At 47.9% G+C, this 12,167-nt stretch carries 9 protein-coding genes, 1 pseudogene and 1 other annotated feature; of the genes and pseudogenes, 2 read left to right on the forward strand and 8 right to left on the reverse strand.

Annotation, left to right across the window (positions count from 1 at the left end; genetic code table 11):
• The first annotated feature begins 173 nt into the window (after window positions 1-173).
• Window positions 174-1,433, forward strand: a complete 1,260-nt coding sequence (locus EXIG_RS11595) for a BaiN/RdsA family NAD(P)/FAD-dependent oxidoreductase (protein WP_012371142.1) — start codon at window positions 174-176, stop codon at window positions 1,431-1,433.
• Between the two features lie 32 nt (window positions 1,434-1,465).
• Here the strand turns inward: EXIG_RS11595 and EXIG_RS11600 are convergent, their stop codons facing one another.
• The 5 genes from EXIG_RS11600 to EXIG_RS11620 form a co-directional block, all read right to left on the reverse strand.
• Complete coding sequence (locus EXIG_RS11600) at window positions 1,466-2,446, reverse strand: hypothetical protein (RefSeq protein WP_012371143.1); 981 nt, start codon at window positions 2,444-2,446, stop codon at window positions 1,466-1,468.
• A gap of 129 nt (window positions 2,447-2,575) precedes the next feature.
• Complete coding sequence (gene leuS, locus EXIG_RS11605) at window positions 2,576-4,981, reverse strand: leucine--tRNA ligase (protein ID WP_012371144.1); 2,406 nt, start codon at window positions 4,979-4,981, stop codon at window positions 2,576-2,578.
• 47 nt (window positions 4,982-5,028) lie between these two features.
• Window positions 5,029-5,251, reverse strand: a binding site (T-box leader).
• A 39-nt stretch (window positions 5,252-5,290) separates the two neighbouring features.
• On the reverse strand, window positions 5,291-5,935 hold the full coding sequence (locus tag EXIG_RS11610) for an HAD family hydrolase (RefSeq protein ID WP_012371145.1): 645 nt from the start codon (window positions 5,933-5,935) through the stop codon (window positions 5,291-5,293).
• 52 nt (window positions 5,936-5,987) lie between these two features.
• Entirely contained in the window at window positions 5,988-7,019 is a 1,032-nt protein-coding gene (locus EXIG_RS11615; protein WP_012371146.1) for a peptidoglycan bridge formation glycyltransferase FemA/FemB family protein, read from the reverse strand.
• A gap of 167 nt (window positions 7,020-7,186) precedes the next feature.
• On the reverse strand, window positions 7,187-8,368 hold the full coding sequence (locus EXIG_RS11620; protein ID WP_012371147.1) for an MDR family MFS transporter: 1,182 nt from the start codon (window positions 8,366-8,368) through the stop codon (window positions 7,187-7,189).
• A 178-nt stretch (window positions 8,369-8,546) separates the two neighbouring features.
• On the opposite strand from EXIG_RS11620, the gene mnmM reads away from it, so the two are divergent.
• Entirely contained in the window at window positions 8,547-9,137 is a 591-nt protein-coding gene (gene mnmM / locus EXIG_RS11625) for a tRNA 5-(aminomethyl)-2-thiouridylate-methyltransferase MnmM (protein WP_012371148.1), read from the forward strand.
• 66 nt (window positions 9,138-9,203) lie between these two features.
• Here mnmM and EXIG_RS15775 read toward each other — a convergent pair.
• From EXIG_RS15775 to EXIG_RS11645, 3 genes and pseudogenes are all read right to left on the reverse strand, one after another.
• A pseudogene (locus EXIG_RS15775) lies at window positions 9,204-10,764 on the reverse strand (IS3 family transposase).
• 102 nt (window positions 10,765-10,866) lie between these two features.
• Complete coding sequence (locus EXIG_RS11640; protein ID WP_012371150.1) at window positions 10,867-11,571, reverse strand: alpha/beta fold hydrolase; 705 nt, start codon at window positions 11,569-11,571, stop codon at window positions 10,867-10,869.
• Between the two features lie 83 nt (window positions 11,572-11,654).
• Window positions 11,655-12,140 carry a GNAT family N-acetyltransferase gene (locus EXIG_RS11645; protein WP_012371151.1) on the reverse strand — a complete coding sequence of 162 codons (486 nt, stop codon included), beginning with the start codon at window positions 12,138-12,140 and terminating at the stop codon, window positions 11,655-11,657.
• Between the last annotated feature and the right edge of the window lie 27 nt (window positions 12,141-12,167).

Here is a 12,167-nt window from a genome sequence, read left to right on the forward strand (position 1 = left end):
CTCGCACTTTCTATTTTTTCTTGACTCGATAAACGTCTCAATATACAAGTTCTCTCTTGCACAATTGCAAATCATTATACCGCTCAGCTTCCATAAAAGAAAGAGACGGTTTGTTTACAGTACAAACTTCTGCTAAAGTGAAACAAGCAGAATCCAACAAATGAGGTGACCACATGTATGATGTAATCGTAATCGGAGGCGGACCAAGCGGCTTAATGGCAGCGCTCGCCTCGTTACAAGCAGGCGCTAAGACGCTTTTGCTCGATAAAGGAAGTAAACTCGGACGAAAATTGGCAATTTCAGGCGGCGGTCGATGCAACGTCACGAACCGCAAACCATTGGAAGAATTGGTTCAATCGATTCCCGGAAACGGCCGTTTTCTCTACAGTGCCTTTTCTCAGTTCAATAACGAATCCATCATTGAACTGTTCGAGGGCTTTGGTGTCGCTCTGAAGGAAGAGGATAATGGACGGATGTTCCCGGTTTCCGATAAAGCAGCTGACGTCGTCCGGGTATTGATTGATCAAATCCGCCAGCACGGCGCTGAAATTCAAATCAATGCGGAAGTTGCAACACTTGACTTCCATCCGGACGGTTCGTTCGCAGCCGTCCTGCTTGCGGACGGATCCCGCCTCGAAGCGAAGAGTTGTGTCGTCGCTGTCGGTGGACAATCGGTTCCCCATACCGGTTCAACCGGCGACGGTTATCCTTGGGCACGTAAAGCCGGTCATACGATCACGGAACTTTTCCCGACCGAAGTGCCGATTTTACTGAACGATACGTTCATCCAAGAAAAGACACTTCAGGGTCTTTCGTTACGTGACGTCGCGCTGACGGTTCACGGTAAAAAAGATAAACCGATCAAGACGCACACCGGCGATCTGTTATTTACCCATTTCGGTCTGAGTGGTCCGATTGCTTTACGGTGCAGTCAGTACACGATCAAAGAAAGAAAACGGTCCGGTGAGCGTGTTGTCCATCTTTCGATCGACTTGTTCCCGGAAGAATCGATTGGTGCCCTGACGGAACGGTTCCAAGCTGCCCTTGCCGCTAACCCGAAAAAAACGGTCCGCAATGCGTTAAAAGGATTTGTTCCGGAACGATTGCTCGATCTGTTATTTGCCCGGATCGGTTTTGGAGATGAAGTCTGTACGCAAATTAAAAAACAGGACTTCACTCAATTGCTGGCGACGCTCAAACGCTTCCCGCTTCAAGCAGTCGGAACACTCGACTTTGATAAAGCGTTCGTCACCGGCGGCGGTGTTTCGATCAAGGAAATCCAACCAAAAACGATGATGTCGAAAAAAGCAGACGGTCTCTTTTTCGCCGGCGAAATCCTCGACATCCACGGCTATACAGGCGGTTATAATATCACAGCCGCTTTCGTGACCGGACATTGCGCCGGCACGAATGCTGCACTGACCGCGTTATGACAAAAAGGCTAGTTCCACACGGAGCTAGCCTTTTAGTCGATTGGTGTAAACGAACGGCTCGAGAATTTATCTGTTTGGATCAAAGCAAACAACTCATTGTCCTGAACAAATATGCCTTCTGCCCCGTAGACTTTCGGGCTTGCCGACTCCCCTGTAATCGTCACATCTTTCGTGTCAATCGAATACAGGAATAATGCTTCCGAATCCAACGTGTAAATCCGCCCTTGCCGTTCAGCAAGACCAATCGGACGGAAATTTTCCGTGAAGGCTTTTTTCGCATCACTGCGCATGCCGCCGGCCGTGTCAATCCGCTTTCGCTCTACAATCGTCAAATACGGCGGTTTTCGTTTTTTCTTTAAAGCGCGTTTTTCCTTTGCGGTCGCATCTTTATCGATTTTTATTTCATCTTGTTTCGTCGTGAAATACGTCAGTTCACTTCGCGCTAACGAACGAATGTGATTGATCGTGTAGAATTGTTTTTTCTTGGCATCGTAACCGAGTCCGTGGAAACTGTCGCGGATCGTCGTACCTGCCACCCGTTCCCGTTTGTCTTCTTTCCAGACGCCTTCTTCCCGTTTAACGGTCACGAGAATTTGATTGGACGTCAATAAGGCGACGGTCTCGCCGTCAACGAGCGTCATACCGTCAAGTCCCGATAACATCAATTTGCCTTCATCCTCGATTTGGAATGACGCATTGATTCGTTCGCCGGTCCCGCTGATTTCGAAAAAGTGATAATCTTCCGTTACGACAAGATAGGAACCGATCGAATCATCGTACAACATCTGTTGGACGTTTTTGATCAATGGTTCTTCCGGATTCGGAATGGAAGACGGTGTTTTCGTCGGTACTTGTTTAACTGCTGCTTGGTGTTTCGATTGTGTCTCAATTTTGGCAAACGTCTCTTTGATTTGTGCGACGGTCTCAGGTCTCGAAAAGACGAGCGACACACAAAGGATCAGACCGGAGACGACGGCAAAAATCGTTGTATAGACTATATAAGTTCGTTTCATTTACACAAATCGCCTTTCTGTCTCGGTTTCTGATTCAGTTTAGCAGAAGGCGCCCTAAAAAAAAAGCGGACTTGCGACGGAGGTAAACGAAAACCCCTCAATCTGACGAATCAGATGAGGGGTTTTACCTTAGTTCGCTACGATATTGATCAGTTTTTTCGGAACGACGATGACTTTCCGAACCGTTTTATCGCCAATCCACTCTTGTGTTTTTTCATCGGCAAACGCAAGGGCTTCAATTTCTTCTTTTGTTGCCTCCATGCTGATGACGAGCTTCGAACGGACTTTACCGTTGACTTGAATGACGAATTCCATTGTATCGCTGACGAGTTTCGTTTCGTCAAATGTCGGCCATGCCGCATATGTCAATGTATCCTCAAAACCAAGCTGTTCCCATAACTCTTCCCCAAGGTGCGGTGCGACCGGGGTCAGCAATTGAATGAATCCTCGAAGGAAGTGACGCGGTAAGACCGGTTGTTTATTGGCCTCGTTGACGAAGACCATCAACTGCGAAATCCCGGTGTTGAACTGAATGTTCGTGAAGTCTTCCGTTACCTTTTTAACCGTCTGATGGTAGACACGTTCAAAGTCTGCATCGACTGTCGTCACGTCCTGAATGTCCGCTGTCCGTTCGAACAGACGCCAGACGCGGTCAAGGAAACGACGTGCCCCGTCAAGACCGTTCTCCGACCACGACACCGAAGCATCAAGCGGTCCCATGAACATTTCGTACAAGCGGAGTGTATCTGCACCGTGCGATTTGACGATTTCATCCGGATTGATGACGTTTCCGCGTGATTTCGACATTTTTTCATTGTTTTCTCCAAGAATCATCCCTTGGTTATACAACTTTTGGAATGGTTCTTTCGTCGGTACGACACCGATATCATACAAGACTTTATGCCAGAAGCGGGCATACAGTAAATGAAGCACGGCATGCTCGGCTCCTCCGATATAAATATCGACCGGAAGCCAGTATTTTAGTTTTTCCGGATCGGCAATCGCCTCTTCATTATGCGGATCAATGAAGCGGAGGTAGTACCAGCAGCTGCCGCCCCATTGTGGCATCGTATTCGTCTCGCGGCGTCCTTTAAGTCCCGTGACCGGATCCGTGTAATCGAGCCAGTCTTCTGCAAGGGCGAGTGGTGATTCACCTGTGCCGGACGGCTTGATTTCCGGAATCATCGGCAATTCAAGCGGAAGTTCCGATTTATCGAGTGTCTTCATCGTTCCGTCTTCCATGTGGACGACCGGAATCGGTTCACCCCAGTAGCGCTGACGGCTGAATAACCAGTCACGCAATCGGAACGTGATTTTTTTGCGTCCGACTTGATTCGTCTCCAGTTCAGCGATGATCGTTTCAATCGCCTCCTGTTTTGACAATCCGTCGAGCATTTGTGAATTGACGTGTTCGCCTTCACCCGTATACGCTACTTCGTCAACGTTACCGCCTTTGACGACTTCGATGATCGGAAGGTCAAACTGTTTCGCAAATTCATGATCACGCTCATCGTGTGCCGGAACGGCCATGATCGCGCCTGTTCCGTATGTCGCGAGGACATAATCGGCGATCCAGATTGGCAGACGTTCGCCTGAAATCGGGTTGACGGCAAAAGCTCCCGTGAAGACGCCTGTTTTTTCTTTCGCAAGATCCGTCCGTTCCAAATCTGACTTCGTCTGGACAGACGCGATGTATGCTTTAACCGCTTCTTCGTGATCCTCTGTTGTGATATCCGTGACAAATGGATGCTCCGGTGCCAGAACGAGATACGTTGCGCCGAAGACGGTATCCGGACGTGTCGTGAAGACCGTTACTTGTTTTTTATGACCGTCGATCGTAAAGTCGATTTCCGCACCTTCCGATTTTCCGATCCAGTTCCGTTGCATTTCCTTGACGGATTCCGGCCAGTCGAGTTCATCCAAATCTTCGAGCAAACGGTCCGCGTACTCGGTAATTTTTAAAACCCACTGCCGCATCGGGACGCGGACAACCGGATGATTACCACGCTCGGACAGCCCGTCGATGACTTCCTCGTTCGCAAGCACCGTTCCAAGAGCCGGGCACCAGTTAACGGCGACTTCGTCAACGAAAGCGAGTCCCTGTTCATACAATTTCGTAAAAATCCACTGTGTCCATTTGTAATATTTCGGATCCGTCGTATTGATTTCACGATCCCAGTCGTACGAGAATCCCAAGTCTTTTAACTGACGTTTAAAGGTTTCGATGTTTTGGGCAGTGAACTCCCGCGGGTCATTTCCTGTATCAAGCGCATACTGCTCCGCCGGAAGTCCAAACGCATCCCATCCCATCGGGTGAAGGACGTTGTATCCTTGCATCCGTTTCATCCGGGCCAGGATATCGGTTGCCGTGTATCCTTCCGGGTGACCGACATGAAGTCCTGCTCCCGATGGATAAGGAAACATGTCTAACGCATAAAAGCCTTCTTTTTCCGGATCTTCTGTTGTGACGAACGCATTGTCCTGTTCCCAACGCGCTTGCCATTTCGGTTCGATTTCACGATGATTGTACGGCATCTTTATTCCTCCTCTGAATATACAAAAAACCGGTCTCCGCCCCTAGGAATAGGGACGAAAGACCGGTTTGTCTCCCGCGGTACCACCCACGTTGTCTGCTGAAGCAGACCACTTGATTCACAGATAACGGTGTGAAGGACCGGAGTTCGCTACTTGGTTTCACGAATCATGCTCCCTGACGAGTTCACGGACGATTCCGACTGGTTTGCACCGACCACCAGCTCTCTAAAACGGAATGACTCCCTTACTACTTCAGTTCGTCGCAATGGACTATCTATGTGTAAGTGTAAGCCGAACCTTCCCTTACCGTCAACGGTTGCGTAAAATTTCTCCAATCGCGGCGTGCGATGATACGGCATGATCCGCATGATGCAAGACTTGTGCCGGCATCCGATCGTCGAGCAGGGCAATGACTTCCATGCCCGCTTTTTTGGCACCAATCATCCCGTTTGCGGCGTCTTCAATGACGATACAGGCCTCGGGTGACTGATTGATCCGCTCTGCCGCCAGACGAAAAATCGCCGGATCCGGTTTGGAACGCGGGACTTCAAATCCGCTCGTATAAGCATCGACCGTCAATTCATAATGCGTAATGACACGTTTAATTTTTTCAAGTGAACTCGAGGACGCAATCGCAATCCGGTATCCTTCCGTCCGGGCCAGTTCCATCAGTTCTTTTACGCCGTCCTTCAAACCGCAGGTCTCCGGCTTCGCATGCTGTTGGAATAATTCGTGTTCGAGTGCCAGCAATGCTTCCGTCGAGTGCGGTAACGCGTGTTGTGTGATCAGTTCCTCCCACATCTCATCCCCGGTTTTCCCCATGAATGTCGCATACTGCGTCAAATCCAGCGGAATCGATAACGTGTTGAACATCTGTTGATGGACTTTAAAATATTGAATTTCACTATCGAGGATGACCCCATCCATATCAAAAATCAAACCTGTTTTTTTCATGATTTCCCCTCCTGTTATCAGCCTACCAAAAAACCTGATCATCTGCCGATGATCAGGTGGCTAAAACCGTCTCTTGATAACGGTATTCCGGGAAATAGTTGGTTGCTTCGTCGCTTCCGTACCGTTGACACAATTGTTCATAGACATGGGGAAGAAGAATCGTCTTTCCTTGGTGGTATTCAAACATACGGTAACCTGTATAACGACATTTGCTTTCGAACAGACTGTCCCGTTCCTTATAGCCGCCACCGAGGTGCTGCTCGACCATGCCGGCTGACTTGGAATGTAAAATCGCCTCATACTCCAGGCGCTGATTCGGAAAAAGTTTATGTTCATCACGTTGACAGCCGATCAGATGTCCGTGTGCATACTCGTTCCCGAGCAGGACGAAATATCCACCGACCGCTTCTCCCTGCCACTCCGCAATCAGCAATAACGGTTCACACAGTTCTGTCGGTTGAAACAACTGTTCAAAATATTCGGTCGTGAAATAGTAATGGGACGAAGCATCCTTCCGGTCCATCGTTTGATAGTAAAGACGGATGAAGGTTGGCAGATCTTCTTTCGATCCTCTTCGGACCGTCAGCTCTGACGCCAAGGATTTCCGGATCATACTCCGGTTTTTTTTATGAAAGGTCTGCATGATTTCTTCTACAGAAGGCCGAAGATCGATGCTTGTCGTGTGGCGGATGAATTCCGTTTTCGTCCAATCCGCTACACGTTTATGGTTTTCCGTCAGCGGATTAAAACGAATCAATTCGGAAACAATTTTTTGACGCATCGCCCATTGTCGAAACGAACGTTTGGCATCGGTCAGCTCTTCTGAAGTCAACTCACCAATGATTTCCGGACCTCCGTATCCGTAAGGCGTAATCAAATCAAAGTATTCGGTGTCAAAAATCCGCCGCTTCAAGAAGGGATAAAATAATTCACCTGATGCTCCTTGAAAATAAATCAGTCCGGCCGCTTCATCGGTCCGGGCATTCAAATGAACATATTCATAGCTATAAAAAATATCAAGTGATTTATTTTCCACAAGTGATGCCCACGTCAACTGATCTTCCACAAAAATACATCGCCTCATCTTTTTCCACCTCCGGCATATGACACGTCGAACATAACTATTTTTCCTTTAATTTGGTTAATCAATTAATTTTTACCTTTTAATTCAATACCCATTTTACATGTTTAATATGCTTCTTCAACAAAAAAGACAGACAGCGGAATCAAGCGACCGCTTCTGTCCTTTTCTCATTTTACGGCCTTGTTTGGTATAGCCCGAACGAATGTGAATCCTGCCAGCAGGATCAATCCAATCAATGTCATGAACACGGCATTCATACCGGATAAATCATAAATCAACCCTCCGACAGTCGGACTGATCATCCGCCCTGCCGAAGCGGCGATATTGACATACCCCTGAAACTCGCCTTCTTTCCCGATCGGAGCCAAGCGGGCTGCCATTGCCGGAACCGCCGGCCAAATGAACATCTCACCGATCGTCAAAATGACCATCGCTACTAAGAACATCTTGAATCCGCCGGCAAAAGGCACGATCGCGTATGACAAAAGAAAAATGCCGGTTCCCGTCAGCAACTGACGTTTCAAGTCGTCACCAAACCAGCGCAGGACAGGTGTCAATAACGGTTGCGCAAATACGATCAGTGCACCGTTGATCGTCCATAAAATCGAGTATTCGGAAATTGTCACACCGAGGGATTTTGTATGCACGGCAAATGTTCCCTGCCATTGAACATACACAAACCACAAGAGCGCATAGCCGACCGAAACGTACAACATCGTCCGGACTGAACTCTTCGAGAGCGGCTCCCGCACTTCTTCCCCTGCCGATACCGATTGACGTTTGACCGGATGCACTTGAATCCAGTTCAGCCCCACAAAAAGGACGACGGCAAACAATAAGTAAAGTATGAGATTGGCGATGAAAATGAACTGGATGTCGATTGCTGCAATTTGTCCGCTGATTGCGGTCCCCAGTGCCACACCGACATTTTGGGCAACATAGATTGCATTAAATGCCCGTCTTCCACCTTCCGGCCAAATGACACCGGTCAAAGCATAGATGGTCGGAAACACCATTCCTCCGACGAATCCGATCAATCCTAACATCAGCACATACCCGGTGAAGGTCTGATGGAACAGCCAAAGACCAATCGAGGCAAGGACCAGTCCAATGACACTGATGACAAGCGTCCGTTTCCCGCCTAACCGGTCAAATGCTTTTCCGCCGATATAGTTTCCGACAATGGCGAGAGCCGAGTTGACGAATAAAGCCATTCCGGCTTTTGTCATCGACTCTCCTAAATAATCATGAATGTATAATGTATTAAACGGCCATAAAAAAGAGGATCCTGTTGTATTGATCGCCATCGCCAATACCAGAATCCAGACCGCGCGAGGTAATTTCGGCATGGTAAGCATCCTCCAATGTAGTTTCCAACCTTGCCACTTTACGAAATTATTCTCCTCTCTGTCAAGGAACTTCGTTATTAAACGAAAAATCGGAAAAATGATACACTTGACTAAAGGGTCAATTTTCCGGGTACTTAGAAAAAAATAGAGCATATTATCAGAAAGAGGAGTTTTTGCCATGTCACTTGCACGTGTATTGCCTTACGCCAAAGAATTATTGGAATCAGTCATTCATGAGGGGGATTGTGTCGTCGACATGACTGCCGGGAACGGTCATGATACGCATTTTCTTGCCGAACAGGTCGGACCGAGCGGACGGGTCATCGCGTTTGATGTCCAGGAGCAGGCCATCGAAGAAACGACACGCCGTCTGCAGGCGGCTCACGTTTTCGACTGGGTCGATTTGTACCATGAAAGTCATATTCATGTCGGAGCCCGCTTGTTTGCTGAACAACGCCCGATTCGTGCCGGAGTATTTAATCTGGGGTACTTACCGGGGAGTGATAAATCCGTTACGACGACCGGGGAAGAAACACTCGAAGCACTCCGTGCCCTCCTTCCGGTTCTTGTCCCCGGCGGTCTGGTTGTCCTCGTGATCTACCATGGCCATTCGGAAGGACGACGTGAACGCGATGCGGTATTGGAACATGTTTCTTCCCTCCCGCAACAGGATTATGCCGTCCTGCAATATCGTTTCTTGAATCAGCAAAACAATCCCCCGTTCATCGTCGCGATTGAAAAAAAATTAAAGAAACAAACAATCGACTAAACAAAAAGAGGAATCCCGATGTGAACTGCTCCCCGTCAAGTAGACAGGATAAATAATAAAAATCTTTTAAACGGCTTGAGCTCTGTATTCTAATGGAGCCAAGCCGTTTAATCGTTGTTGATACCGTTCTTCATTGTAGAAATGAATATACTTCTGGATTGCAAGTTGGAGTTCGTCGAACTCCGTAAACTTATGTAGATAATAACTTTCGCACTTCAACGCTCCCCAAAAGGACTCCATCGGACCGTTATCAATACATTTACCAACCCGAGACATACTTTGTGTGATACCCGCCACGCGTGTCATGTGACGAAACGTATGCGAAGTATATTGAAATCCTCGATCACTATGAAGTAAGGGACGGCTTCCGGGTGCGCCTTTCAAGGCGAGTTCGAGTGTATCGAACACGAGCTGATTATGTTTGAGTGCCCAAGAACGAAGGCACGGATAGATCCATCATGTAGGTCTAGAATAGCGCTCAAATACGCCTTCTGAGAGGCGCCATACTTCAATTCCGTGACATCCGTTACCCATTTTTGATTCGGTCCTGCCGCGTTGAAATCACGGTTCAGAATGTTCTCTGCGGTCTGTTGAGGACGATTACGAATGTACAAAGGACGTTTCCGGCGTATGACGCAATGAATACGAGCGACATGCATCAGACGACGGACACGCTTCGCGTTAACGTTTCTTCCGAAACGGCGTTTTAAGTTTAATGTCATTCGTCGATAGCCATAGATTCCGTTCACCGCAAGGTGAATCTCGTTCATCTCTTCGATGATTTTCATGTTCTCCGTCTCACGTGCTTTCGGCATATCTATCCGACGTAACCACTTGTAGTAGGCAGCGCGCGAGACACAAGCGAGGTGGCATAGGGCAATGATTGGATAACCAAATTGCTCTACCGATGATTGGATGGCTTCATATTTATCTTGAAGTCGAATTTGATTTAACGTGACCTCCTCTCGATCTCCTCTAACTTTTTTAAGAAATCGTTCTCCATACGTAGACGCTCATTTTCTCGCTCGAGTCGTTTCAGCTCCAGCGCGAAACGTTCTGTACCCGTCAATTCTTCTACTGGCTTCTGACGACCGCGACGGTCTATCAGTGAGTCGATTCCATCCTTCTCGAACTTTCTTACCCAACTATAGATTTGTTGGTACGAGACCCGATGGGTCTCCATGATGCGTTGATAGTCTTTTCCGTTTTGTATACAGTCCATAACTGCCTGGACACGCTCTTCGAATGTAGTGGTTCTACCTCTAGTCATAATGGATCGCTCCTTCAATGGTTTCCCTTGAGTACTATGACTAGTATACTTCTCGATCCACTTCGCAAGTACGCTTATGTTCGAAATATCAAACCGTACCGAAGCGCTAGTGAGCGATTCTTCTTGGTCGAGTACTGCGCGCACAGCTTTCATCTTTAGGTCTTCGGGATAGCGGGTCCACTTTGATCGACTCCGAAGTGCGGAGGGACCGCCCGTACGATATTTTGCTCTCCATCTATTCAAGGTTGTGACTGAAAGCTCGAAGAGCGAGGCGATCGACTTGATTGAGTCGATTCCGTCCTCACACATCTGAATGATGTGTAGTTTTTGATCCATCGAAAATCTAGATGTAGCCATAGAAAAAGCTCCCTTCAAAGTAGACAGTTTTTGTTATTTCAACTGTCTACTTTTTGGGGAGCATATCAATGCTATCCGGATTCCTCTTTTTCTTGTTGCCGTTTAATCTTCCACCATCTTTAGAAACAGCAATAGCTTTTCAGCAAACCGCGTATTCAAACGTTCAAAACTGAAGTGCGGGAAACCGTGCAGACGTTGCAGATAAATCTGGTCTCCGCCCATCTTCCGGCACACTTCAAGCGTCAACTTGACGTCGGCGAACTGATCATCCGGTGCATAAAAACAAGCGAGATGGACCCGCGGCAGTTTCTTACGTTCTTCGTCATGGATGACGATTTCTTCTTCAATCTCGCGATATTCCGCATACGTCAATTCACCAAGACGTGCAGCATCCTCATTGTTCTGTCCGAACGGCAATGTGCCGAGCGGAGCATCCGGACGGAACCGGTCGAAAGCACTTGCAAACACTTGTTTGACGCCGCCTAGTTGCTTCGAGTTGTGCCAATCAAATAACGGCGAGATGAATGTCAGGCTCGCCATCGGCAACTCATATTCTTGAAGCAGCCGATTGACGACAAGTGCCCCCATACTGCAGGCAATGATGTGAATCGGTAATTTTCGTTTACCGGCTTCACGTAATGCTTCTTTTAACAGCTGTTGATGTTCTTCAAACGATACACGACGGGGTGCATCGACCAGGAGAACTTCGTATTCGCGTTCTAATACACGAATCAGCGCCTCACTCGGCCGAGCACGTAATTGGAGTGGATATACAAGAACGATCACTCCGGTTGGTTGTTCTACCACAAACTCACCTCTTCATTCGATATCTGTTTAGTATGCAACAAATCCGACTCCAGCCAAACCGCCTTAAGTCGGATTCCATTTCTTTAATATATACGTTGCAGACGCGTCACAGGTTCCACTTGTCCGAAGACTTCCTCTGTCGTCTCACTGATTTCCTTGAATCCGTACGACGTTAAAAAGTGGCGGGCTTTATAGTTCCGAGATTCGACATACACTTCGATCGGAGAGGCTCCCTGCAATTCCAGTTCGCGGATCAGCCGGCGTCCGATCCCGTTTTGTTGGTATTTCGGCAAGACATACAATCGGACGATTTCCCATGTTCCCTCAACATCAATCGCGTGAATGAAACCGACGATTTCCCCGTCAATCAGTCCGACGTTGAAATATTCTCCACGTGCTTCCTCCGCTGTCCGAATCGCCCGGACCACTTCTTCCTGCGGGTACGCTTCTTGAACGAAATGGGCTTTCGAGCGTTCTGAATAGATTTCCTCATATGTGTCCATCCAAGACGTGAGCGCAATATCATGAATGCGTGCTGCATCAGTCGGAACCGCTTCGCGTATCTCCATACCGAAATCCCCCTTTTCCTTTTACAG

It is taken from the genome of Exiguobacterium artemiae 255-15 (assembly GCF_000019905.1).
Taxonomy (GTDB): Bacteria; Bacillota; Bacilli; order Exiguobacteriales; family Exiguobacteriaceae; genus Exiguobacterium_A; species Exiguobacterium_A artemiae.

Bases quoted from the DNA above. Each gene is read 5' to 3' on its own strand.
- EXIG_RS11595 (WP_012371142.1), top strand. From the start codon at position 174: ATGTATGATGTAATCGTAATCGGAGGCGGACCAAGCGGCTTAATGGCA.
- EXIG_RS11600 (WP_012371143.1), bottom strand. From the start codon at position 2,446: ATGAAACGAACTTATATAGTCTATACAACGATTTTTGCCGTCGTCTCC.
- leuS (WP_012371144.1), bottom strand. From the start codon at position 4,981: ATGCCGTACAATCATCGTGAAATCGAACCGAAATGGCAAGCGCGTTGG.
- EXIG_RS11610 (WP_012371145.1), bottom strand. From the start codon at position 5,935: ATGAAAAAAACAGGTTTGATTTTTGATATGGATGGGGTCATCCTCGAT.
- EXIG_RS11615 (WP_012371146.1), bottom strand. From the start codon at position 7,019: ATGAGGCGATGTATTTTTGTGGAAGATCAGTTGACGTGGGCATCACTT.
- EXIG_RS11620 (WP_012371147.1), bottom strand. From the start codon at position 8,368: ATGCCGAAATTACCTCGCGCGGTCTGGATTCTGGTATTGGCGATGGCG.
- mnmM (WP_012371148.1), top strand. From the start codon at position 8,547: ATGTCACTTGCACGTGTATTGCCTTACGCCAAAGAATTATTGGAATCA.
- EXIG_RS11645 (WP_012371151.1), bottom strand. From the start codon at position 12,140: ATGGAGATACGCGAAGCGGTTCCGACTGATGCAGCACGCATTCATGAT.